Annotated in this window: 19 protein-coding genes, 1 tRNA gene and 1 pseudogene; 9 read left to right on the top strand and 12 right to left on the bottom strand. The window is 66.7% G+C overall.

All coding sequences use genetic code 11. From position 1 onward, the window contains the following. Window positions 1–64 precede the first annotated feature (64 nt). A tRNA-Met gene (locus O8I58_RS09060) sits at window positions 65–141 on the bottom strand. A gap of 119 nt (window positions 142–260) precedes the next feature. Here O8I58_RS09060 and O8I58_RS09055 point away from each other — a divergent pair. The 3 genes from O8I58_RS09055 to bfr all read left to right on the top strand — a co-directional run bounded on the left by O8I58_RS09055 (window position 261) and on the right by bfr (window position 1,733). Then, entirely contained in the window at window positions 261–869 is a 609-nt protein-coding gene (locus tag O8I58_RS09055) for an RNA pyrophosphohydrolase (protein WP_298322476.1), read from the top strand. Window positions 870–937: 68 nt separating this feature from the next. After that, window positions 938–1,147, top strand: coding sequence for a (2Fe-2S)-binding protein (locus O8I58_RS09050; RefSeq protein WP_298322474.1), 210 nt, complete (start codon window positions 938–940; stop codon window positions 1,145–1,147). Window positions 1,148–1,262: 115 nt separating this feature from the next. After that, entirely contained in the window at window positions 1,263–1,733 is a 471-nt protein-coding gene (bfr, locus tag O8I58_RS09045) for a bacterioferritin (protein ID WP_298322471.1), read from the top strand. Here the strand turns inward: bfr and O8I58_RS09040 are convergent. The 3 genes from O8I58_RS09040 to O8I58_RS09030 all read right to left on the bottom strand — a co-directional run bounded on the left by O8I58_RS09040 (window position 1,706) and on the right by O8I58_RS09030 (window position 6,824). After that, window positions 1,706–4,114: a hybrid sensor histidine kinase/response regulator gene (locus tag O8I58_RS09040; protein WP_298322469.1), complete on the bottom strand. Its 2,409-nt coding sequence runs from the start codon at window positions 4,112–4,114 to the stop codon at window positions 1,706–1,708. The genes bfr and O8I58_RS09040 overlap by 28 nt on opposite strands. Window positions 4,115–4,277: 163 nt before the next feature. Continuing rightward, the gene (locus O8I58_RS09035) at window positions 4,278–6,167 is read right to left on the bottom strand and encodes an EAL domain-containing protein (RefSeq protein WP_298322466.1); all 1,890 of its coding nucleotides are present in this window, start codon (window positions 6,165–6,167) and stop codon (window positions 4,278–4,280) included. 57 nt (window positions 6,168–6,224) lie between these two features. After that, window positions 6,225–6,824, bottom strand: a complete 600-nt coding sequence (locus O8I58_RS09030; RefSeq protein ID WP_298322464.1) for a DUF4126 domain-containing protein — start codon at window positions 6,822–6,824, stop codon at window positions 6,225–6,227. Window positions 6,825–6,995: 171 nt separating this feature from the next. On the opposite strand from O8I58_RS09030, the gene O8I58_RS09025 reads away from it, so the two are divergent. The 6 genes and pseudogenes from O8I58_RS09025 to O8I58_RS09000 all read left to right on the top strand — a co-directional run bounded on the left by O8I58_RS09025 (window position 6,996) and on the right by O8I58_RS09000 (window position 11,323). Next, window positions 6,996–7,709 (top strand): DUF6776 family protein, encoded by a 714-nt coding sequence (locus tag O8I58_RS09025; protein WP_298322460.1) that lies wholly within the window; start codon window positions 6,996–6,998, stop codon window positions 7,707–7,709. Window positions 7,710–7,746: 37 nt separating this feature from the next. Next, window positions 7,747–8,181: a bactofilin family protein gene (locus O8I58_RS09020; protein WP_345781333.1), complete on the top strand. Its 435-nt coding sequence runs from the start codon at window positions 7,747–7,749 to the stop codon at window positions 8,179–8,181. A gap of 75 nt (window positions 8,182–8,256) precedes the next feature. Then, on the top strand, window positions 8,257–9,021 hold the full coding sequence (locus tag O8I58_RS09015) for a DUF6776 family protein (RefSeq protein ID WP_298322458.1): 765 nt from the start codon (window positions 8,257–8,259) through the stop codon (window positions 9,019–9,021). Window positions 9,022–9,052: 31 nt separating this feature from the next. Beyond that, window positions 9,053–9,439, top strand: coding sequence for an iron-sulfur cluster insertion protein ErpA (gene erpA, locus O8I58_RS09010; RefSeq protein WP_298322455.1), 387 nt, complete (start codon window positions 9,053–9,055; stop codon window positions 9,437–9,439). A gap of 26 nt (window positions 9,440–9,465) precedes the next feature. Then, on the top strand, window positions 9,466–10,362 hold the full coding sequence (nudC, locus tag O8I58_RS09005) for an NAD(+) diphosphatase (protein ID WP_298322452.1): 897 nt from the start codon (window positions 9,466–9,468) through the stop codon (window positions 10,360–10,362). A 63-nt stretch (window positions 10,363–10,425) separates the two neighbouring features. Beyond that, window positions 10,426–11,323: pseudogene (locus O8I58_RS09000) on the top strand (hypothetical protein). 211 nt (window positions 11,324–11,534) lie between these two features. Here O8I58_RS09000 and O8I58_RS08995 read toward each other — a convergent pair. From O8I58_RS08995 to O8I58_RS08960, 8 genes are all read right to left on the bottom strand, one after another. Continuing rightward, entirely contained in the window at window positions 11,535–11,957 is a 423-nt protein-coding gene (locus O8I58_RS08995; protein ID WP_345781332.1) for a DUF2752 domain-containing protein, read from the bottom strand. Continuing rightward, on the bottom strand, window positions 11,954–12,280 hold the full coding sequence (locus O8I58_RS08990; protein WP_298322873.1) for a CD225/dispanin family protein: 327 nt from the start codon (window positions 12,278–12,280) through the stop codon (window positions 11,954–11,956). The genes O8I58_RS08995 and O8I58_RS08990 overlap by 4 nt, the downstream gene beginning before the upstream one ends. A gap of 176 nt (window positions 12,281–12,456) precedes the next feature. Beyond that, window positions 12,457–14,343 (bottom strand): MFS transporter, encoded by a 1,887-nt coding sequence (locus O8I58_RS08985; RefSeq protein ID WP_298322449.1) that lies wholly within the window; start codon window positions 14,341–14,343, stop codon window positions 12,457–12,459. A gap of 60 nt (window positions 14,344–14,403) precedes the next feature. Then, window positions 14,404–15,810: an MFS transporter gene (locus tag O8I58_RS08980; RefSeq protein WP_298322447.1), complete on the bottom strand. Its 1,407-nt coding sequence runs from the start codon at window positions 15,808–15,810 to the stop codon at window positions 14,404–14,406. A gap of 127 nt (window positions 15,811–15,937) precedes the next feature. Beyond that, complete coding sequence (locus O8I58_RS08975) at window positions 15,938–16,393, bottom strand: nuclear transport factor 2 family protein (protein WP_298322444.1); 456 nt, start codon at window positions 16,391–16,393, stop codon at window positions 15,938–15,940. A gap of 86 nt (window positions 16,394–16,479) precedes the next feature. After that, on the bottom strand, window positions 16,480–18,717 hold the full coding sequence (gene yccS, locus O8I58_RS08970) for a YccS family putative transporter (RefSeq protein ID WP_298322870.1): 2,238 nt from the start codon (window positions 18,715–18,717) through the stop codon (window positions 16,480–16,482). A 79-nt stretch (window positions 18,718–18,796) separates the two neighbouring features. Further along, entirely contained in the window at window positions 18,797–20,893 is a 2,097-nt protein-coding gene (locus tag O8I58_RS08965; protein ID WP_298322441.1) for a TonB-dependent siderophore receptor, read from the bottom strand. A gap of 79 nt (window positions 20,894–20,972) precedes the next feature. Then, on the bottom strand, window positions 20,973–22,973 hold the full coding sequence (locus tag O8I58_RS08960) for a TonB-dependent receptor (RefSeq protein WP_298322438.1): 2,001 nt from the start codon (window positions 22,971–22,973) through the stop codon (window positions 20,973–20,975). Between the last annotated feature and the right edge of the window lie 226 nt (window positions 22,974–23,199).

Raw genomic sequence — 23,199 nt, 5'->3', positions numbered from 1 at the left:
ATCCCGCATACGAAAAAGCCCGCTTGTCAGCGGGCTTTTTTCGGTACTGCGGTTTCGCGCGACGTGGTGGCTATGGGTGGACTCGAACCACCGACCCCAGCATTATGAGTGCTGTGCTCTAACCGGCTGAGCTACATAGCCGCGCGAGAACCGGCAATTCTGGGCATCGGAAGAACTTCTGTCAATCGCTCCCTTGCAGGTTGAGGCGCAGGCCCGGGCGTGGCACATTCGGACCCAGTAGATTTTCAGGAGTCCGCGTCGTGATCGATCCGGACGGTTATCGACCCAACGTTGGCATCGTGTTGATGCATCCCCAAGGGAAGGTCTTCTGGGCGCGCAGGGTGCGCCGGGATGGCTGGCAATTCCCGCAGGGCGGCATGAATACGGACGAGACACCGGTCGAGGCCATGTACCGCGAACTGCGCGAGGAAACCGGCCTGCTCCCCGAGCATGTCGAGGTCCTGGGCGCCACCCCTGGCTGGCTGCGTTACCGCCTGCCGCACCGTGCCGTGCGTCGCAACGAGCGTCATGTCTGCATCGGCCAAAAACAGGTCTGGTTCCTGCTGCGCATGGTCTGCGATGAACAGCACGTCCGCCTGGACCTGACCGAGACTCCCGAGTTCGACCATTGGCGGTGGGTGGATTTCTGGTACCCGATGGAGCACGTGGTGATGTTCAAGCGCGGCGTCTATGCCCGTGCACTGGACCACCTGGCACCGTTGGCGCGCGTGGTGGCGGGGTTGCAGGCCGTTCCGCAGGCGCGTCTGGAGCGTCGGCCGGGCGATCCGGCGCCGCGCAACCACCAGCGTCCGCGTAACCGTGCCGGCCGTCGGCGGGATGGTTCAGGGTTCGTTCCTTCTGGAAATTGACAACCATTCGCATTCGCGTTTGAATGCGGCCTAGGCCATTCCGGCCTGCCGCATATCAGCCCATCGCCGTGTACGTCTGCATCTGCAATGGAGTGACCGACCACCAGATCCGCGAAGCCGCCGCCAACGGCTGCAGGACGGTGTCCGAGTTGACCATGCGCACCGGTTGCGGCAGCACCTGCGGCAGCTGCCTGGACATGGCCGGCGACATGCTGGCCGAGCATCATGCCGTGGCGGGCTTCCCGCTGCCGATGCTGGGTAATGCGCTCGCCGCCTGATTCGCGGCCCGGCGTGCCTGCCAGGCGCAGGCCGAACTGATCACGATTCGCGTTCCGTCATGGCCCGCCCGCGGCCGTTATCCTGCTGCGCATTCCCCAAGCACAGGCCGTGACGATGAAAGGCGACGCCAAGGTCATCGAATTCCTCAACAAGGTCCTCTACAACGAGCTGACCGCGATCAACCAGTACTTCCTGCACGCCAAGATGCTGAAGAACTGGGGTCTGAAGGAACTCGCCGAACACGAGTACAAGGAATCCATCGACGAGATGAAGCATGCGGACAAGCTGGCCGACCGCATCCTGTTCCTCGAAGGGCTCCCGAATTTCCAGGCGCTGGGCAAGCTGCGGGTCGGTGAGAATCCGCGCGAGATGCTGGAGTGCGACCTGGCGCTGGAGATGGACGCGCTGCCGGTGCTGCGCGAGGGCGTGGCTTACTGCGAGACGGTCGGCGATTACGTCAGCCGCCAGTTGCTGGTGGACATCCTCGATTCGGAGGAAGAGCACGTGGACTGGCTGGAAACCCAGCTGGACCTGATTGGCCGGATCGGCGAACCGAACTACCTGTTGACCAAGCTCGACGACTGAGTCGAGCTGCCGGTGGCCTGCAGGCGCGCCAGGTAGCCCTGTAGCGCGACCCGGGCCCGGGCAGATTCCGCGATGACCAGCGCCACCGCCACCGCAGGGCGGTCCAGGCGCTGTTCGCGTGCGCCCAGTTCGATGCGTTTGGCCGCCGCTGACAACGCCATGGCGCCCATGTTGGCGCTGGAGGATTTGAGGGAGTGGGCGGCGGCGCGCATGGCATCCAGGTCCGGGATGCTCGAGGCCCTTTCCAGTTCGCTGATCAGGCGCGGCGCGTCTTCCAGGAAGGCATGGATGATGCGTGCCAGGTCGGGGCCGGTGACCTCGAACAGTTCGTCCAGGACGCCGGTGTCCAACGCGGTGATCGCGCCACCGGCGGCCGAAGCGGCCGGCGGCGGCATGGTTTCCTCAACGAAAGGGTGCGGTTCGGCGGCCAGCGGTTCCGGCATCCGCAAGGCCGGAGCCGTGGCCCAGCCGGGGGTCGACGCAAGTGCGACAGCGGCGGCCGGATCCGCATCCGTGGCCGGTAGCCACTGGCGCAGGCATCGTTCCAGCAGGCCGCGCGAGACCGGTTTGGACAGATAGTCGTCCATGCCGGCATCCAGGCAGCGTTGGCGGTCGCCGGCCATCGCGTTGGCGGTCATGGCCACGATCGGCATGCGTGCGTCACCACGCTCTGCCTCCTGATCGCGCCAGCGCCGGGTGGCGGTATAGCCATCCAGCAGTGGCATCTGGCAGTCCATCAGCACCAGTGGATAGCGGGTGCGGCCCATCTTCTCCAGTGCGACGACGCCGTTGCCGGCGTGATCGGCAGTGAAGCCCAGGGATTCGAGGATCTTCTCGGCCACGGCCAGGTTGACCGGGTTGTCCTCGACCAGCAGCAGGCGGCGTCCGTCGGATGTGGTCGGCCGTGGGACGCCCATGACATCACCCGTGCTGATCCGGGTCGAGGTGAAGTGCTGTTCGGGTTCGGGCAGCGGCAGCGGCTGCACCGATGGCGTGCCCGCTGCAGCACGGACGCTGCCGAGCAGCGCGCGCAGGTCCGATTCGTGTGCCAGCCGCGGCAGCACGGTGGCGCCGGCGCGCTGTTCTTCGGGCACCGGTTCGTCGCCATAAAGCCAGACCAGTTGGGTGCCGAATTCGATCGAGGCGCGCCCGGCCGCCCGGTGCAGGGCGCGCGCGCTGCTGCGCACGCCCGTCAGGTCGGCGACCACGGAGGTGAAGCCTGCGGTGAAGGTACGCAGGCGCTCCAGCGCTTCCTGGGTGTTGTCGACGCACTGTAGGGACATGCCCCATTGCGACATCAGGCTGGACAGGCGCGAGCGCAGCAGCGGGTCGGCCGTCACCAGCAGGATGCGCGCCTGGCCTGGCGCGGTCTCAGGGGCGGGCAGGTCGCCCAGTACCTTGAACAGCGGGATCTCGAACCAGAAGGCGGAACCGCGTCCGGCTTCGGACACCACCGCGATGCGGCCGCCCATCAGGTCGACGATGCGTTTGCAGATGGCCAGGCCCAGGCCGGTGCCGCCGAACAGGCGCGTGGTGGAGGCATCGGCCTGGCTGAAGGAATGGAACAGCCGTGCCTGGGTGTCGGCGTCGATACCGATGCCGGTGTCGCGGACTTCGAAGCGCAGCAGGTGCTGGGCGCCGGTTTCACCCAGCCGGCGCGCCACCAGGGTGACCGAGCCGCGCTCGGTGAATTTGATCGCATTGCCGATCAGGTTGGTCAGCACCTGGCGCAGGCGCAGCGGATCGCCACGGACCGACAGGCGCACCGTGGGATCCAGCTGCAGCTTCAGGTGCAGCCCGCGGGTGTCGGCCGGCCGCTGCATCAGCTGGATGACCTGCTCCAGCACCTCACGCAGGTTGAAGGCGGTGTTTTCCAGTTCGAGCTTGTTCGCCTCCAGCTTGGAGTAGTCCAGGATGTCGTCGACGATGCGCAGCAGCGCTTGCGAGGAACTGGTGGCGGTCAGCAGCAGCTGGTGTTGTTCCGGCGCCAGCGTCGAACGCGAGAGCAGGTCCAGCATCGGCACGATGCCGTTGAGTGGCGTACGGATTTCGTGGCTCATGGTCGCCAGGAATTCGCCCTTGGCCAGCACCGCTGATTCGGCGGCCTGTTTGGCCTGGGTCAGTTCGCCTTCCATGCGCCCCAGGCGCTCGACTTCGCGCTGGATCATCTGTCGCTCGGACTCGGCGATGGCGGCACGTGCGTCGGCGGCTTCGGCATGGCGGGCCACGCCGTGCAGCATCACCAGGGTCACCATGGTGGCCAGCAATGCGGCCACGCCCGACGAGAAGGCCACCAGCAGCCACGGGCCGGGGACCATCGACAGGTCCAGCCACAGTGCAACGAGCAGGACCGCGGCCGCCGCCGCTGCAAGCCATGACATCAATGCCGCACGTCCCGGTGCGGACACGGCTAGGACCTGCCGGCGCGATGGGGGCGGGCCACGCCAGGGCGCGTGTGGTACGGCGTCATCACTTGGTCCGTTGTCGACATGCGTTTACTCGTTCTTCCTTGCCCGGACGCGGTGCGGCCTGTGCCGGCCGACCCTAGAGAACCGCGTTATGGAAATCGAAGCCGAGGTCTTCGCCGACGCCCTGCACCAGGTTGCCCTGGATGAAATCGACGCCGCCCATCCACATGGCGGCTGCGGCCTGTGGATCTTCGATCTGCTGGCCGATCACCAGCAGGTTCTGGCGGTGGGCCAGGTCGATCGTGGTGCGCAGTTGGCCGCGCAGCGCGGCGTCCTTGTGCGCACCGGCGAATCGGCTGGACACGCGCAGATAGCTCAGCGGCAACAGCGACAGCAGGGCTTCGGCCTCGGCGCCCGGTTCGAACTGGCTCACGCAGAACTGCACGCCGGCTTGCATCGGGGGGCGGGTGAAATCGCGCAGCGCCATGGTGTGGATCAGCGCATCCGACAGGCGGATATCGACCACCACCGAGGACGGCTCGATGCCACGGCGTGAGATCTCGGCCAGCAGCCAGTCGGCTGCATCGCTGCGGGTCAGGGTCCGCAGCGACTGCGAGACGAACAACTTCAGCGTGCTGCCTTCGACCCGGCGGCGCGCGATCAGGTCCAGCGCACGGCCAAAGACCTGGCGATCCAGGGCGACGATGTCGCCGCTGAGTTCGGCGGCGGGCACGACCTGGGCTGCCTGCAGCAGGGTGCCGTCAGGCTGGCGCAGGCGCATCAGCACCTGGAACTGGGCCTGTTCGCCACCGGCCACCGAGACGATGGGCTGGAACAGCAGTTCCAGCGTGGTGTCGGCCAGCGATGTGCGGGCCTGTTCGCTGGCGGTCGGCGCCGGGACGTGCGCGGCCACATGGCCGGGCAGGCTGCGGGCCATGATGGTGGCCTGCTCGGCCGCTTCGATGGCGGCCGCGCGGTCAGCGAAACCAAGGTTGAGCCCGGTATAGCCGATGATCGCGCGCAACTGGATGGTTTCGGTGTCACGTACCGGCAGCGACACTTTCGCCAGCTGGTCGTGCAGCGATCGGGCGAAGCCCTCCAGCGCCTCGTGCGTCAGGCCGCGGGCCACGGCCAGGAAACTGTTGTCGTTCAACCGGGCCAACGGCTGCGGCGCGGCGAGAACCGACAGCTGGCGCGCAGCCTGGACCATCAGCTGTTCGTAGTTGGCGTAGCCGTAGCGCTCGCGCAGGCCTAGCGCGCCGGCGATCTCGATGAAGAACAGGCCGCCATCGGCGTGTTCTTCCAGGGCCGAGCCCAGCTGCTGCAGCACGTAGCTGCGGGTATGCAGGCCGGTGTCGCCGTTGAGGTCCTGGCTGGACTGGGTGGCTTCGGGCATGGCGCTGGCGATGACCTGTACCGGGCTGCGCTGGCGCATGCGCCGGATGCGGTTGGCTACCGCGGCGATCAGGTGACGTGGTCGGATCGGTTTGGTCAGAAAATCATCGGCGCCGCTGTCCAGCACTTCGTACTGGCGCTCCGGGTCCGGGTCGCCGGTCAGGAACACGATCGGCAGGTCCAGGTATTCGGGGCGATCGCGGATGGCCACGGTCAGTGCGATGCCATCGCGGCCGGGCATGTGCAGGTCCATCAGCAGCAGGTCGGGCACGAACCGCTGGATGCTGTTGATGACGTTTTCCGCGTCCATCTCCACTTCGGCGAGCATGCCGGCGCCATGCAGCACGCTCTGCGCGAACAGGGCCTGTGGGCGGTCGTCTTCGACGATCAGCACGCGATATGGCGATTCAAGCTGGTTCTGGTCGTTGCCACTTGCCTGGGTTGCCGGCGTTCCCTGGCTGCCGGGCGAAGCCAGGGCGTCCGCTGCTTCGTCCTCGTCGCCGTCGGCTGCCTGTAGCGCTGGCGCGTCGTTGGTCCAGCGCCGCCAGTAATGCGGCGGCGGGGTTTCCGCGCGTAGCACGGCGCGGGCGGGCGGGGTGGACGACGGTTGGGGCGACGGCGGTGCTGACATCGGGCTTCCCGGCTTGGCTGGATTCCATTATGCGACGGACTGCTCGTAATTCGATCTTCAGGAGCGCTGGACCGCGGTCCGGCCTGGATTGGGCCGCAGGCGCCGCCAGACCGCACGTGCGATCCACACCAGGACCAACGTCATGGTCAGGCTCAGCAGGACGACCACCAGCAGCGCCAGCCACGGATGGACCAGCGCCAGGGCCAGGCCACCGGTGACCAATGCGTCTTCGGTCAGCGAGGCGGTCCAGTTGCTGACCGGTTCGGGCGATGTATTGAGCAGCGCGCGTGCGCCGGACTTCAGGACATGGCTGGTCAGGGCCACGCCGGCACCCGCCGCGAGCGCGCCGGTCCCCAGGTGGCCGTCGGGCGAGAGCGTGGCGGCGGCCAGGAAGGCGCCGGCCGGAACGCGCGCCAGGGTCTGCAGCAGGTCCCAGATCGAATCCACGCCGGGGATCTTGTCGGCGAAGAACTCGGTCAGCGCCAGCGCCCCGGAGGTGCCCAGCACCCACCACGATTCGGTCGCCTGCAACGCTGGCGGCAGGTCCACCCAGCCCAGCAGGCCGGCCAGGCCGATGCCGAACACGGTCAGATAGACACGGATGCCGGCCATCCAGGCCAGCAGGATCCCAATCACGAACAGGTGTGCTTCGGTCACGGTGTCAGATCCCCTAGACTTGGGAGCGACGGGAAGGGGAAGCAGGGGCCCCGTCAACGAGTCGCCAGTATAGGCCCGGTCCGGGCGTCGACCATGCAGGTGCCGCCGCGCGCGGCAATGGTTTGCTGTGCGCCGTCCTTTTCAATTTTCGCCCGACGTTGCCACCATCCGATGAATTCCACCAGTTCGCAGTACCGCATTGTCCGGGGTCGCCCCGCGCGTCGTCCGTGGCGAGGCATCGCCTGGGTTGCCGGCGTGGTGCTGTTGGCGGTCAGCAGCGCCTGGCTGCTGGCCGGCACCGGCGGCACGCTGACGGCGCACCGGCAGGTGCAGGCCGCCAACGCAGCCCGCGCCAGGCTGCAGGCGCAAGTGGACCAACTGCAGCGGCGGCTGGCAGTGCTGGAGCAGTCCGACCGCATCAGCCGCGCGGCCAACCTGGACCTGCAGGAGACCCTGGCCCAGCGCGAAATCCAGATCGCCGACCTGCGCAGCGACGCGGCGTTCTACGCGCGCCTGGTCGGCCCGACCGCCAAGCGCACCGACCTGGCCGTGTTCTCGTCCAGGTTCACCGCGCGCGATCCGGCGTCCTTCGATTACCGCATCGTGCTGACCCAGACCCTGGATCGTGACGCGATCAGCAGTGGGCAGATGCAGTTCTCGCTGGAAGGGACGCGCGCCGGACGTCGCGAGGTGCTCGACTGGGCGCAGCTGCATGAGGGGCATGGTGCCGCACCACAGGCGTTTTCGTTCCGCTATTTCCAGGAGCTCAATGGCCGCGTGTCGCTGCCGTCGGGCTTCACCCCGCAGCGGGTGCGTGTGTCACTGCAGGCGCCTGACCGCGCGCCGGTGCAGCGCGAGTTCGACTGGTCCACGGCCAGCGGCTGACACCGTCCCATCTCCCCCTTCACCTCCCGGAGTCAGCATGTTGAAAAAGAAGAGCAGCTTTCATGACGGCCAGTCCGTCGACACCCTGATCGGCGCCGACGTGGTGCTGCGCGGCGACCTGCAGTTCAGCGGCGGCCTGGTGGTGGAAGGGCACATCCATGGCCGCGTGTTCGCCGCACCCGGCCAGCAGGCCATGCTGACCCTGTGCGAAAACGGCTTCATCGAGGGCGTGGTGGACGTGCCGGTGGTCACCATCAATGGCCGCGTCGACGGCGATGTCCATGCGACCGAGCGCGTCGAGCTGGCGCCCAAGGCCAGGGTCAGCGGCAACGTGCATTACCAGGTGGTCGAAATGCGCGCCGGCGCGGTGCTGATCGGCAACCTGGTGCACCTGTCGTCCGCCGAGCAGTCGGAGGCCGATGCCGGTGGCGTGGCCGAAGCGCAGGTGTTCCCGCTCGCCGCCAACGGCTGAGCGGGCGACAACCGCGGCTGAAGCGGGTCAGCGGCATTCAGAACGGCCTCAAGCGCCGGTGGCTATGCTGCGCCGATGTCCCGGTCTGAACCCGAAGCGCCGTCGCCCGCTGCCGCGCCGCACCTGCTGCCGGTCAGCAAAGGTGCGCGCCTGGCGGTCTATGGCCTGATCGCGCTGCTGCTGGTGGCGCTGGGGTTCGGCGTGTGGGGTGCGTGGAAAGTGTTTTCGCCCGCCGCCAGTGCCTTGCCGACGGCTGCCCAGTGGCGTCAGGTGCAGGCGCGCAACCAGCAGCTGGAACAGCGCGTGGCCACGTTGTCGCGTTCGGACCAGATCAGTCGCGGTGCCAACCGCGACCTGCAGGACACGCTGGGCGAGCGTGATGAACAGATCGCCGGCCTGCGCGCGGACGTGGCGTTCTACGAGCGCTTCGTCGGCGCCACCGGCCAGCGCCGTGGCTTGGCGATGCACGAACTGAAACTGCAGCAGCAGACCGACCAGGCCTGGCATTTCACCGCCACCCTCACCCAGAACCTCAACCGCGGCGCGGTCAATCGTGGCCGCCTGCAGCTGAGCGTGGAGGGCACCCGCGACGGCAAGCTGGAAATGCTGGACTGGCCGCACCTGCGGCAACAGCCCACGGCCGACGGCATGGCGTTCTCGTTCAAGTATTTCCAGCAGCTGGAAGGTGAGATCGTGCTGCCGCCGCAGTTCAAGCCGCTGCGCGTGACTGTCCGGTTGCAGCCTGATGACGGCAGCCGCGTCGACCAATCCTTCACCTGGGCCGACGCCACCCGCGCGCAAACCCCCGACGCGGCACCCAATGCTGATGGCGCGGGTTGAACTGGCCGGTCACTGGCCCCATCCTGCACGCATGAGCACGTTTGTTTCCCTGCCTACCGCCGCACCGGCGCCGGACTACCAGTCGCTGGACCGGCCGCTCAACTTCACCCATGCCGCGGCTTCCAAGGTGCGCGCACTGATCGCCGAGGAAGGCAATGCCGACCTGGCGTTGCGGGTGTATATCGAGGGCGGCGGCTGTTCGGGCTTCCAGTACGGTTTCGAGTTCGACGAGAACCGCGCCGAAGACGACCTGGCCGTGCGCACCGACGACGTCACCCTGCTGGTGGATCCCTTGAGCCTGCAGTACCTGATGGGCGCTGAGGTGGACTACACCGAAAGCCTGCACGGCGCGCAGTTCGTGATCCGTAATCCCAATGCCAAGACCACCTGCGGTTGCGGCAGCAGTTTCAGCATGTGATGCCAGCCGTCGCGACCGGAGCCCCAGTGCCATACCAAACCGAAACCGGACCGCTGTCCGGTTTTTCGTTCGTGGCGCAGCCACTGGACCGCGCCGATGCCTTGCGCGACGACGCCAAGGCGCTGGCTGCGCTGTGGCCGCAGGCGCGGGTACTGGTGATCGATGCCGAAGGCCTGTGCTTCGCCGACGCGGATGGCGAACTGCTGGCGCCCACCGGTGAGGAGATCGGTGGTGGCCCGGGGCGGGCCATCTTCCTGGGGATGCGTGGCGAGGTGGCGTGGTTTGCCATCGCGTCCGAGCTGATCGCGCTGGACGTGTCCGGTCGGATGGAGCTGCGCCAGGCCGCCAGCGAATGGGCGCATGCCGATTCCACAGCCTTCGCCCAGGCGCGCGCGCTGCTGCACTGGCAGCGCAAGACGCGCCACTGCAGCGTCTGCGGTGGCAAGGTCGAATACCGCCGCGCCGGTTACACCGCGCGCTGCACCCAGTGCCACACCGAGCATTACCCGCGGGTCGATCCGGCGGTGATCATGGCGGTCAGCGACGGCCAGCGCCTGTTGCTGGGGCGGCAGGCCTCGTGGCCGGCGCATCGCTATTCGGTGGTGGCCGGGTTCGTCGAACCGGGCGAATCCCTGGAGCAGACCGTGGCCCGCGAAGTCATGGAGGAAACCCGCATCCGCGTGCGCGCGGCGCGTTACCTGGGGTCGCAGCCATGGCCGTTCCCCGGTGCGTTGATGCTGGGTTTCGAGGCCGATGCCGAACCTGATCCGCCCACGGTCAATGGCGAGCTGGAGGACGCGCGCTGGTTCACCGTCGAGCAGATCGGCGCGGCCATCCGTGGCGAGGGGGAGCTGCTGCTGTCGCCGAGGATTTCGATTTCACGTTCGCTCATCGAACACTGGTACCGGAAGATGACCGCATGACGCGCGCCTGCGTCATCGCGATCCCGGACCCGTCCTGAGACTGGCGCGGCAGAGGATGCGGACATGTCGATCACCCTGGTAGCGGTCGTTGTCGCCATCGTGCTGGGCCAGCTGGCACCGCAGGCCGTGGTTGCGTGGCGCCGGCACGACCTGATCGCGCGCTGGCAGCTGTGGCTGCACCAGCGGCTGCGCGACAGCACGTTGTGGACTGGCGAGGCCGGTGCAGCGATGACGATCGTGCCGTGGTTGATCGTGGTGGGCCTGCTGCAATGGTGGTTGCACGCGCCGTTGCTGGGCTTGCCGGGACTGCTGTTCGGCGCGGCCGTGCTGGTCTGGGCCTGGGGCCCGCGTGACCTGGACGCCGACGTTGCGCGCGGTGCTGGACGCCGAAGATGCGGCCAGCCAGCGCTTGGCCATATCGCAGCTGTGGCCCGATGCCGGGATGCCGCGCGGCGATGGCCCGATGCTGGTCGAAGCGGTGTTCCGCAGCGCGCTGACGCGCTGGTTCTCGGTGATGTTCTGGTTCCTGGTGCTGGGCCCGGTGGGCGCGGTGCTGTACCGGCTGTGTGCGCTGTCGGCCAGTGGCGTGACCGCGGCGCAGCTGCCGCAGGGCCATCGCCAGGGAGCGCAGCGTCTGCTGGTATTGATGGACTGGCCAGTGGCGCAGCTGGTGACGCTGTCGATGGCGTTGATGAGCAATTTCGATGCCGTCTTCAGCGCCTGGCGCGCTGGTGGCGGCAATCGCTGGCAGCTGGACACGGGCTTCCTCGGCGTGGCCGCACGGGCCAGCGTCAATGCCGAGCTGGCCGAAGAAGCGCAGGACTACATCGCCGATGGCGTGCCGCCGCCGCAGCTGCTGGACATGCCGGAACTGCGCGACGCGATGAGCCTGGTCTGGCGCATCCTGCTGCTGTGGATGGCGCTGCTGGCCCTGTTCGTCATCGCGGGGTGGGTGAGCTAAGCGCGAGGCATTGCCTCGCGCTTAGCGAACGCCCGGCCATGGATGGCCCGGCCGGACGATCCGAGGTCAGTGTCGTTGCGCCAGGAAGGCGGCTGATCGGGCATCGAAGTCAGCAACGTAGCTCGGGTAAGGCCGCAGGCCGCACCCGGGAGCCTTTCTGCAATTGCGGCGATGGGATGCTCCCCCGGGACGGCCTGCGGCCTTACCCGGGCTACGGTGAGCCTGGCGGCGCGAGCAGGGTGAACGGAAACCACGGCAGGTTGCGCAGCAACCAGTAGGCCGGGATCACGGCCAGCCACACGCGCGGATCCATCAGCCAACGCATCACCGGCTGCAGCACGCGCGGCTGCCATCCCCACGACCAGAACAACATCGCCGGCAGCGCGGGCAGCATCAACATGCCCAGCGGATTCATGTGCAGGGCGGTCAGCACATCCCCATGGACCAGCGCATGCAACGCGCGGGTCATGCCGCAGCCCGGACACCAGTAGCCGGTGACCGAATGGAACACGCACTTGGGCAGCAGGTTGTTCGGCAGGTTCGGGTCGACGTGTCGCAGGACCCATGCACCGGCGGCCACCATCGGGATGGTGGCCGCCAGCAACGCGACGCGCGGGCGCGTCAACGCGATCACTGGCCGGACTGCGCCTTGATCTGTTCGATCACCGACTGGTATTCGGCCACGCCGCCGCCCAGGGTGAGGTTGTAGATGACCATCAGTACGCCGATCGCGGCCAGTACCGTGGTCACGATGCACCAGATCTTTGCGGTGTTGGACGCGCGCTGTGCACCGGCGAAATCACCGGCGGCCAGCAGGCCGTTGACCTTGGCGGCGAACACGATGGCCACGATGCCGGTGATCAGGCCCGGGATGCCGCAACACAGGCACAGGCTGAAGACCGTGGCGATGATCGCCCACACCAGATGGTTGGCAACCGGGCCGGATGCGGCTGCCATTGGCGGCGGCGTGTACGGCGGTGGCTGCTGCGGAGGTGGCGTGTAGGCAGGTGGATCGGACGGCGGTATCGGCGGGCCGGGTGGCGGTGGAATGCTGCTCATTGTTGCTGTCTCCCCATGGTTGGTGGAACGAGTCTAGTGCAGTGCCGGCGCGACGCACACCTTGGCAACCACGCTCACGCGTCGTCGCCGCGCAGGGAACGCACCCTGGCTTCCAGCGCCTCGGCGCTGCTGTCGGCCGGCATCGGTGCATCTGCGACGACTTCGACCTGCGCGCGGAAACGGCGCGGCACGCGCATGCGGCGCAGGCGCGAATCGCGCGTGGACCACATGCTGGTCCACATGCCTTTCAGGGCCATCGGCACCACCGGCACCGGGCGGGTTTCCAGGATTTTCTCCACGCCGGACTTGAATGCGCTGATCTCGCCGTCGCGGGTCAATGCGCCTTCGGGGAAGATGCCGACCAGCTCGCCGGCGGCCAGGGCCTCATCGATCTTTTCGAAGGCTTCGCGCATCAGCTGTGGGTTCTCGCGTGCGCCGGCGATCGGGATCGCCTTGGCGTTGCGGAAGATCCAGCGCATCACCGGGATGTTGAAGATCTTGTAGTACATGACGAAGCGCACCGGTCGCGGGATCGCCGCCGACAGGATCAATGCGTCCATGTAGCTGACGTGGTTGCACACGATCAGCGCCGGGCCTTCATCCGGGATGTTGGCCTCGATGCCTTTCAGGCGCAGCCGGTAGAGCCCGCGCACCATCACCCAGCTGAGGAAGCGCATCAGGAATTCGGGCACGATGCTGAAGATCCAGATCGCCACGATGGCATTGGCGATGGTCAGCGCCAGGAACACCTGCGGGATCGTCCAGCCCAGGAAACGCTGCACCGCGATGCCCAGCATCGCAGCGACGACGATGAACAAGGAATTCTGGATGTTGACCGCGGCGATCACGCGCGAGAGTTCACTGCGCGGCGTGCGACTCTGGATCAGCGCGAACAACGGCACCACGAAGAACCCGGTGAACAGGCCGATGCCGACCAGGTCGATGCAGATCCGCCAGCTGCCGTGTGCCTGCAGGAACTGCATCACCGTCAGCCCGGTCTGCGCGGCAGCGCCGGGCCGGGCGAAGTACAGGTCCAGCAGGAACGCGCTGATGCCGAACGCGCCCAGCGGTACCAGGCCGATTTCTACCGTGCGCCCGGAGAGTTTTTCGCACAGCAGCGAGCCGGTACCGGTACCGATGGAAAACAAGGCCAGCGCGAAGATGTACACCGAGGGCTGGCCGCCCAGGTTCACTTCGGCATAAGTCGGCAGCTGCGCGGTCAGCACGGTGCCGATGAACCAGAACCAGGACACGCCCAGGATCGCGTTGCGCACCGCCAGCTGCTTGCGCGACAGGCGGATGATGGCCACCGCTTCGGGGGCTGGATTCCAGTTGACCTTCAGTTCCGGCGCACCGGCATCAACCTTGGGCACCAGGCGCGCGATCGTGTTGCCGGTCACGGCCAGCGCGATCACCGCGGTAGCCGCCGTGATCGGCCCGTGCGTGCCGGCGATCTGGAAGATCAGTCCGCCAAAGATCATGCCGACCAGGATCGAGATGGACGTACCCATCTCCACCAGGCCGTTGCCGCCGGTGAGTTCCTCCGGCTTGAGCACCGAGGGCAGGATCGAATACTTGACCGGGCCGAACAGCGTCGATTGCGTACCGGTGCCGAACAGCGCGATCAGCAGGATCGTCATGTTCTGGGTCATGAAGCCAACCGCGGCCAGGGTCATGATCGCGATCTCCATGGTCGTGGTGATCACGATCAGGCGCTGCTTCTCCATCTTTTCGGCGATCTGGCCGGCGATGGAGGAAAACAGGAAGTACGGCAGGATGAACAGCGCCGGTGCCAGGTTGGTGTAGAGCGTGCGCTCGGCCTGGGTGATGCCCATGAAGAACAGCAGGCCGATGATCGCCTGGCGGTAGACGTTGTCATTGAGGGCGCCGAAGCACTGGACGGCGAAGAAGGGCAGGAAGCGGCGCTGCTTCAGCAGCGAAAACTGGCTATGGCTGGACATGCGCGTTCCTTCGAATCAGCGCGCAGCCTAAGCAAAACCGCGCCGTTGCGGAAGCGGCGACTAACTGGGGCGTCGCGCCAGCACGCTTTGGCCCGCATCGGCGGGTAGCCGCACGACATCGACGATGGCCAGCAGCGCCAGGCCGGCCATCATCCAGAACGCGAGGTGGAAGTCGTCGGCCTGCGCCGTGGCTGCACCCGTCCCGCGGATCAGCTGGGCCACGGCCAGGGCCAGCGCGCCCATGGCAATGCCCATGCCGGCATTCATCTGCTGCACGACCGACAGCAGCGTATTGGCATCGCGCAGCTGCGCGGGCGGCATGTCGGAAAAGCCGATCGTGTTGAGTGCGGTGAACTGCATCGAACGGCTCATGCCGGTGACGAACAGCAACGCGATCACCACCGCGCGCGGCGTGTCCGCACCCAGCAGGCCGCAGGCGGCAAAACCGGCGGCGACCACCAGGCCGTTGACCGTCAGCACGCTGCGGAAGCCGAAGCGCTGCATGATCCAGGTCGTGCCCGGCTTCATCGCCAGGTTGCCGGCGAACAGCCACAGCAGCAGCGTGCCTGATTCGACGGCGCTGTAGCCAAAGCCCACCTGGAACATCAGCGGCAGCAGGAACGGTGCGGAGAAGATCGCGGTGCGGAACAGCGATCCGCCGACCGTGGTCGCGCGGAATGTCGCGATCCGCAGCGGCGCCAGGTTGAACAGCGGATGCGGCGTGCGACGCAGATGCGCTGCACACAGGAGCAGCAACACGAAGCCGCTGGACAGCGCGCCAATCCACCATGCCGCCGACAGGTCGGGGCGGCTGGCAAGCTCAATCCCGGCCATGAACAGTGCAAAGCCCAGCCCGCTCAAGACGAAGCCCCGCGTGTCGAACGGGCGCCGCGGTGCATCGCTGTCGTGGACCAGCTTCAGCGCCGCGACCAGTGCGACCAGGCCAAGCGGCAGGTTGAGCAGGAAGATCCAGTGCCAGCTCCAGTGGGTGCTGATCCAGCCGCCCAGCGGTGGCCCCAGGACCGGCGCCACCAGGGCCGGCCAGGTGAGGATGGCGATGGCGCGGACGATGCCGTCCTTGGGCGTGTCACGCAGCACCACGAGCCGGCCCACCGGGACCATCATCGCGCCGCCGATGCCCTGCAGCACGCGCGCGGCGGTGAAGCCCCACAGCGTGCCGCTCATCGCGCACAGCAGCGAAGCGATGGTGAACAGCCCGATCGCGCTGGCGAAGATGCGCCGTTCGCCGAAGCGCTCGGCGGCCCAGCCGCTGATCGGGATGAAGACCGTCAGCGCCAGCAGATAGGCCGAGACACCAATCGACAGATGTGCCGGAGCCACGCCGAAATCGCGCGCCATCGCCGGCAGCGAGGTGGTGATGACAGTGGCGTCCAGGTTCTCCATGAAGAACGTGCCAGCCACCAGCAAGGTCAGCGCGAGCCTGGCGTCCAAGCGAGGCAAGGTCATGGCGTCGGCTCGGAGCCTGGCCGGCGTTGCTGGCCAGGATGCCGTGACGGAGGCGAGCGGCGGGCATCAAAACGCGCCAGGCGTGCCCCGGCCTCTCCTGTTGCGATGTGCGGCAGGCGTGCCGGGGTCACAGCATCGGGTTGCCGCTGGCGGTCTTTTCCGGGATGGCCTGGGTCACGTCCCAATGCTCCACGATCTTGCCCTTGTCCAGCTTGAAGATGTCCACGATGGCATCGCCGCGGTCGCCCGGGTCACGCACGGCGTGCACGTGCAGGATCACGTAATCGCCATCACCGAACGAACGCTCGATGGTGCTCTTCGATTGCGGGTGCTTGTCGCGCAGGTAGGCCACGAACTGGCGGAAGCCTTCCGGGCCATCGGCCGCGTTGGGGTTGTGCTGGGTGTAATGGCTGCCCAGGAACTTGATGGCCGCGTCTGCGTTCTTGTCGTTGAGGCCGGCCTGGTAGAACGCCAGCACCGTCTTGATGTTGGCTTGTTCCTGCGGCGTCTCGGCCAGCGCGGCGCCGCTGCCGGCGACGATCAGGGCGGCAACCGCCAGGGTTTTGCCAATGCAGTGCTTCATGGAGGTTTTCCCAATCGGGATGTTGCGACCCGCCCGAGCATACGCGCGTGGTTGCGGTGGAAAGGGACGCCAGGCAAGACAGACCGTTACGCCGTGGCGGCGTCTGCGTGCCGGGGCGCGTCGTCGCCGGGCGATGTCGAGGGTTCGGCCAGCGCGATGGCATTGGTGGCTGCGCGCAGCTGCGGCAGCATGTAGGTCACCAGTGCTAGCTGGGTGCGGACCAGCCGCAGCTTGCCGTTGATGTCCTCGGGCATCTGCTCCAGGGTCTTGCCCATGGCCTCGTCATCGGCCGCGCCGTCCTCGCTGACCTGGTCGCGTTGCAGCAAGGCGGCGTGGATGCCGGTCAGCGCCTGGTCCAGATGGTCGCGTGCCTGCTCCAGCAGGGCATCGTCCTGGTGTTGCGGCAAGGTGGCACGGTGCGCGCCCAGTGCCGATAGATAGCTCAGCAAGGTGTTGGAGAGCGCCAGGAAGCGGAACCCCGCATCCAGGTTGCGGCGCATGTAGCGCGGGTCGCGCAGCATGCCCGACAGCGAGGCCGACAGCGCTGCATCGGCGTTGTGCATGTCGCGGCGTGCGATGCGGTAACTCAGGTCGTCGCCGCCCTTGCCGAGGTAGTGGTTCATCACCTCGTCCAGATAGCGCCTGCAGGCATCGACGATGCTGGCGATGATCAGGTGGATGCGGTTGGTCTGCCAGTCCGGCAGGATCAGGAATGCGGCCGCGGCGGCGATGACGCAACCGACGACCGTGTCGATCAGGCGCGGCCACAGCAGCAGGAAGCCATCGCCGATCAGGTTGAAGCACAGCAGCGCCATCACCGTGATGGCCGCGGTGGCCATGACATAGCGATCGGTGCGGGTGATGAAGAACACCAGCGCCCCCAGCAGGGCCAGCAGCAGCTGCAGTTCACGCACGGGGAACAGCTGCATGAAGGCCCAGGTGAAGCCCAGGCCGATCAGGGTGCCGGCAATGCGCTGGACCAGCCGCAGGCGCGTGGCGCCGTAGTTGGGGCGACACACGAACGCGGTGGTCAGCAGGATCCAGTAGCCGCTGTGGGCGTGCAGCAACTTCATGACGCCGTAACTGGCGGCCAGCGCGATGGCCATGCGCAAGCCGTGCCGGAACAGCAGCGACTTGGGCGTGAGCTGCTGGCGCACGCGCTGGGCCATTTCCTTCAACGTATGCGGGTTGGAATCGCGTAGGCGGGTGTCGATCCCGTCCAGGGTGCTGTCCGAGCGTGCCGCTTCGGAGAGCTGGCGCTCGATGTTCTGCAGGTTGTTGCCCAACAGGTCCAGCGAGCCCAGCAGGCGTAGCTGCTCGGGCGTGCTGTGCCCGCGCAGGAAATCCAGCGACTGGTCCAGGTCGGTCATGGCCTGATGGGTGGCTTCGCCATAGACGAACGGCTGGCGCAGGCGCAGGGCCTCGCCCAGCCGGCGGCAGGCCACGCCCTGCAGCGCGAGCAGCCGCTGGCAGCGATACAGCACATCGCTGTGGAAGAACGCATTGGTCAGTGCGTCGTAGGGATAGTGCGACGAGCTGGCACGCTCGTGGAAATCCTGCGCCATGTAGTACAGGCGGAAGTACAGTCCCGATTGCACCCCCGGCCGGCCGGAGCGGCCGAAGCGGCTCAGGATCGCGGTCTTGGCCGCATTGAGCGCGGCCACCACCTTGGCGTTCTGTTCGGCCAGGGCCAGCCGCTGGCGCTGCCGGTCGTTCTCGCGCACGGGTTCGAACAGGCTGGCCTTCAGGCGCAGGAACTGGCCGACTTCGAACAACAGCCGCGCCAGGCGCTCGCGCACCGGCCGATTGGCAAACAGGGCCGCCCACGCGATCGACAGCACGCCATACCAGGTCGCGCCGGCCATCAACAGGCCCACGCCGCGCCATGCACCCTGCCCGGTGGCATGGCCGCCGCTGGCGTCGAGCCCGATCATGCAATAGATGGAAATGGCGACCGTGGCCTGGGTGATGGAGGCATACCGTTCGCCCAGTGCGCCGAGCAGCGTCAGCGCGAAGGTGGCCACCGCCAGTGCGGTGACGAACGGCCATGGATAGGAGAACAGCACCACCACTGCGCCAGCGCCGAGGCCGAAGCACAGCAGCGAGAGCAGGACCGACTTGCTGCGGCCCCACCAGTTGTCATCGGTTTCGGCCAGTGCGCTGGCGATGATCCCCAGGAACAGCGTCGGGATGGCATGCAGCGCATCGTGGTACCAGCACAGGCCCATGACCGTCGCCAGGGCGATGAGGACGCGCAGGCCATAGCTGGCCTTTTCATGGGCCCAGAGCTGGTTGAGGCGACTTTCAAGCGTGGGCATGTGCAAGTGCGGGGCAGGGGACGGCGTCATTATTGCCGTCCTGCCTCTGGCCTGGGGTGAAACATGCGTGCTTTGCCCGCGACGATCAGAAATCCAGTTTGGCGTTCAATGCCAATGTACGCGGCGCACCGGGCTGGATCAGGTAGCTGCCGCCTTGCCAGTAATCCTTGTCCAGCAGGTTCTGGACCTCCGCACGCAGGGTCAGCGGATGTTCGCGCCATTGCGTGCGATAGCCGGCGCCGAGGTTGAGCAGCGTGTAGCCTGGGGTCCGGATCGGCTTGCCGGGCACCAGATACATCGGCCCGGTGTAACGCGCATCCAGATGCATGTTCAGCGCGGGCAGCGAACTGAAGGTGTGCTCCAGTTGCACGCTGCCGATGCGGCGGGCCACCCCGCCTGGACGTTTGTCGGTCAGCGCGGTGGAGCTGCGTTGGTAATCGGCGTCGAGCAACAGCAGGCTGGCGCCCAGGCTCCAGTCCTGCGCCGTTCGCACCCGCCCCTGCAGTTCCAGGCCCTGGTAGCGGATCTGCCCATCCTGCACGTAATAGTTGGACGCGTTGACATAGGTGGCGCCGCGCAGGATCCGGAACAGCGCCGCGTTGGCCGACCAGATGCCATGTTCGGCCTTGAAGCCGAGCTCGGTCTGCTTGCTGACCATGGGCGGCAGTATTTCGCCAGCATTGGCGTAGGAGGAGCCAACCGTGCTGCCAGCCTCCAGCGACTCGACGTAGCTGGCGTAGTAGGTGGTGTGGGCATCGGGTTGGTAGAGCAGGGCCACGGTCGGGGTATTGGGCGACTTCTCATACACCGAGGTGCGCGCGCCGGTCGTGGTGTAGCCCAGTTGCCGGTAGTCGGTGTGGCGCATGCCTGCCAGGAGCGACCAGTGCTTGCCCAGTGCGACGGTATCGCTGACGAACAGCGCGTGCTGACGATAGCTGGCCGAATGGTAGGTGGTGTCCGATTCGTTGGGATGCCAGTCCAGCGCGACGAAATCGTACAGATTGCCGGTGCCGCTCGGGCCATACTGGCCATTGCGGCTGACGTACATCTGCTGGACCTGTTCGGTCGCGCCAGCCACGACCTGATGATCCAGCGGGCCGGTATTGAAGCGGCCTTGGACCTGAGCCTGCGCGACCGAGAAGGTCGGGGTGTTATGGCCGACGAAGGTGTTGTTGACGTAGTCGCCGGCGGCGTTGGTGAGGTACAGGTATTCCTGGTCGAAACGCTGGTCGGTGCGCAGCGCGCTGTAGCTCAGCTCGGCCGTCCAGTCGGGTGCGAATTGCCAGTGCAAGGTGGTGGCGCCGTAGCTGGAGCGGGTGTCACCGAAGGCTGCATCGCTGGCCAGGTTGCGGCTGCCATCGATGCTGCCAAGGAAGCGGCTGCTGGTGTAGTTGTTCATCGCCACATACGGCATCGGGTTGTCGACCTTGCGGCGCTGGTACAGCAGGTCGGTGGTCCAGCTGAGGGTGTCGCTGAGGCGCAGCTCGAACGCCGCGCCCAGCGCCTGTCGGCTCAGGCGTGAGCCGTTGTAGGTATTGCCGTATTCGTTGCTGACATTGATCCGATAGCCGAAGCGCCCCTCGCTGCCAGCGCGGCCGCCAACGTCGACGTGCTCGCTGAACAACGCATCGGAGCGGTAGCCCACGTCGACGCTGAGCAGCGGCGTGTCGGTGGGTTTCTTGGTGACGTAATTGACGATGCCGCCCGGCGCACCGAAGCCGTACATGAAGCCGGTTGCGCCCTTCAGTAGTTGTACCTGCTCGAACATCTCCGTCGGCAGCTCCACGCCGAAGGAATAGAAGGGCATGCCGTTGATCTTGTAGCTGTTGCTGTAGTCCAGTGCCAGCCCGCGCACGTACAGCAGCGAGGACCACATGCCATAGGTGTTGCCGCCTGGGGTGACCGAGGCATCGGCGGCAAATACCTTGCCCAGCGCGTTGACCTGCCGCGTCTGCAACTGTTCGCTGTCCACGGTGGTGATGGCGAACGGGGTGTCGATCACGGCGCGGTCGCCCAGTGCGCTGCTGGACTGCGTGACCTGCTGGGCCTTGACCTGGACGGTGTCCAGCTCCTTGGCGCGCGGCTGGACGGGGTCTTCGTCGGCCCATGCCACATGGCAGGCAAGCAGGGCGGCGGCCAGAAAGCTCAATCGGGGCAGGGAATGAGGATGGTGGAGGCGCATGCTCGGCTCGGGGGGAGAGGAAGGACGCGCGCGGTATCGGCGACAAAGGCCGCGGTACTGCCACGCGCATAGGGATGGCTCAGAAGTCGAACGTGGCGTTGACCGAGAAGGTGCGTGGCGCGCCGATGCCCACCGCCGACCAGTACCGCTTGTCGGTCAGGTTGTTGACCTCGCCCCGCAGGGTCAGCCCGTGCACGCCCCATGCGGTGCGATAGCCCACGCCGGCATTGGCCAGCACGTAGGCCGGCAACTTCAAGGTGTTGGCCGCATCGTTGTAATAACTGCCATAGCGGCGCACGCCGGCATGCAGTTCCAGGGCCGGCAAGGCGGTTGGCGTATACGAGGCCTGCAGCACGGCCTGCTGGCGCGAGACGCCCGAAGCCTGGTTGCCGAGGTTGGCCGCATTGGACGGGGACAGCTTGTCGTAGGTCGCATCCAGCCAGGTCACGCCGCCATTCAAGCGCAGCGCAGCGTTGGCCTGATAGGCCGCCGACAGCTCCAGCCCGTCATAGCGGGTGATGCCGTCCTGGACCAGGTACTTGCCAAGGTCGGTGACCCTGTCGATGTTGGCGCCGCGGTCGATGCGGAAGGCCGCCGCATCCAGCCCCCAGCGGGCATGTTCCAGCTTGAAGCCGGCTTCCCACTGTTTGCTGACCATGGCCTCGAGCACCTCGCCTTGGTTGAGGTAGCCGGTGCCCACGGTGCTGCCCTGTTCCAGCGCCTCGACGTAGCTGCCGTAGACGGTCATCCATGCGCGCGGCTTGTACAGCAGCGCGTAGCTGGGGGTGACCGGCTTCTTGGTGTAGTGCGAGGTCTGCACGCCGGCGGCGCTGTAGGACAGCTTGTCGTAGTCGTTGTAGCGCCAGCCGGCGATCAGCGACCAGTTGTTCCAGCTCAGGGTGTCACTGGCGAAGACCGCGCGCTGGTCGGTATCGCTGCTGCGGTAGTGTCCATCCAGGTCGCTTTGGCGGACGTAATCGAAATCGATGCCGCCGCTGTACAGGTTGCCGGTGCAGACCACGGTGCCGGCGCAGCCGCTGGTACCGCTCAGGCGGCCGACATCCTGCTTGCTGTCCATCCAGTACAGCCCCGCGACCAACTGGTGCTGCAATACGCCGGTCTGCAGTTTGCCGTCGATCATTGCCTGGGCGAAGTTGGTGTTGACCAGGTTGTGCATCTCGTAGCCGGTGAGCTTGTAGTCACCGGCGTTGTTCTGGACCACGGCGTAGGGGAAGGAAATGTCCTGGATGTAGTGGCTGCGGCCCAACACGACGCTGGCGTTCCAGTCCGGCGCGATCTGCCAGTTCACGCTGGTACGCGCGGCCCAGGTCTTGACCCCGATGTAGGCGCCGTCGACCGACAGGTCCTTGCCGCCATCCACCGTGGCCGGTGCCTGCGTGACGCCGGATAGATAAAAATACGGATTGGCGTTGTCGAGCATGCGTTCCTGCCAGACCCAGCTGGCATCCCACGTCACGCTGTCGCTCACGCGCCAGTCCAGCGCCAGCGAAACGACTTTGCGATCCATCTCCGAGCCGTTGTAGGTCTCGCCCTTTTCGCGGACCACGTTGAAGCGGTAGCCGAAGCGATCGTCCTGGCCGAAGCGGCCGCCCGCATCCACGTGTGCAGTGCCGATGCTGCCAGACCTGAAACCCACGGTGGCCCGCAGCAGTGGATCATCGGTAGGCTGCTTGCTGACGTAGTTGATGATGCCGGCCGGCGCGCCGAAGCCATACATGAAGCCTGCAGGCCCCTTGAGCAGTTCCACCCGCTCGACGGTTTCCACCGGCCACTCGCCGAAACTGTTGACCAGCGGCAGGCCATCGAGCTTGGAACTGTCGGTGGTGCTGAGCGAGAGTCCTCGCACGCTGACGGCGTTGGACGACCAGACCGACGCATCGTCGTTGGACAGCGGGGTGACCGAGGCATCGCCAAAGAACGCGCTGGCCACAGTGGTGACCTGGCGCCGTTCCAGATCATCGCTGCTGACCGAGGTGATCGAGAAGGGCGTGTCCAGCTCGGCGCGTTGGCCCAGTGCACCGGCCGTGGCCTTGGTACGCCGCGCGCCTTGGACTTTCACGGCATCCAGGTCCGTGGCTTGGGCACCGTCGGGGGCGGCATCGGCTTCCGCTGCGTGAAGCAATGGACTGCAGAGACAGGCGGCCAGTGCCAGGACGAGCGCATGCTGCGGGTGGAAACGGGAAGGGCGGGGAGCGAAGCGAAGGCGCATGGGGGCGGCTCGAACTAAGGGGAGGGGGCAGGACGACGCGCACGACCTGACGGCCGCCATGGGAGGGGCGGCCACC

This window comes from Pseudoxanthomonas sp., from assembly GCF_027498035.1.
GTDB lineage: Bacteria > Pseudomonadota > Gammaproteobacteria > Xanthomonadales > Xanthomonadaceae > Pseudoxanthomonas_A.
Note: the sequence above shows the minus strand (reverse complement) of the source record. Positions and strands in the feature narration are given on the sequence as shown.

Bases quoted from the DNA above. Each gene is read 5' to 3' on its own strand.
- bfr (WP_298322471.1), top strand. From the start codon at position 1,263: ATGAAAGGCGACGCCAAGGTCATCGAATTCCTCAACAAGGTCCTCTAC.
- O8I58_RS09040 (WP_298322469.1), bottom strand. From the start codon at position 4,114: ATGTCATGGCTTGCAGCGGCGGCGGCCGCGGTCCTGCTCGTTGCACTG.
- O8I58_RS09035 (WP_298322466.1), bottom strand. From the start codon at position 6,167: ATGTCAGCACCGCCGTCGCCCCAACCGTCGTCCACCCCGCCCGCCCGC.
- O8I58_RS09025 (WP_298322460.1), top strand. From the start codon at position 6,996: ATGAATTCCACCAGTTCGCAGTACCGCATTGTCCGGGGTCGCCCCGCG.
- O8I58_RS09020 (WP_345781333.1), top strand. From the start codon at position 7,747: ATGTTGAAAAAGAAGAGCAGCTTTCATGACGGCCAGTCCGTCGACACC.
- O8I58_RS09015 (WP_298322458.1), top strand. From the start codon at position 8,257: ATGTCCCGGTCTGAACCCGAAGCGCCGTCGCCCGCTGCCGCGCCGCAC.
- erpA (WP_298322455.1), top strand. From the start codon at position 9,053: ATGAGCACGTTTGTTTCCCTGCCTACCGCCGCACCGGCGCCGGACTAC.
- O8I58_RS08990 (WP_298322873.1), bottom strand. From the start codon at position 12,280: ATGGCAGCCGCATCCGGCCCGGTTGCCAACCATCTGGTGTGGGCGATC.
- O8I58_RS08985 (WP_298322449.1), bottom strand. From the start codon at position 14,343: ATGTCCAGCCATAGCCAGTTTTCGCTGCTGAAGCAGCGCCGCTTCCTG.
- O8I58_RS08980 (WP_298322447.1), bottom strand. From the start codon at position 15,810: ATGACCTTGCCTCGCTTGGACGCCAGGCTCGCGCTGACCTTGCTGGTG.
- O8I58_RS08975 (WP_298322444.1), bottom strand. From the start codon at position 16,393: ATGAAGCACTGCATTGGCAAAACCCTGGCGGTTGCCGCCCTGATCGTC.
- O8I58_RS08965 (WP_298322441.1), bottom strand. From the start codon at position 20,893: ATGCGCCTCCACCATCCTCATTCCCTGCCCCGATTGAGCTTTCTGGCC.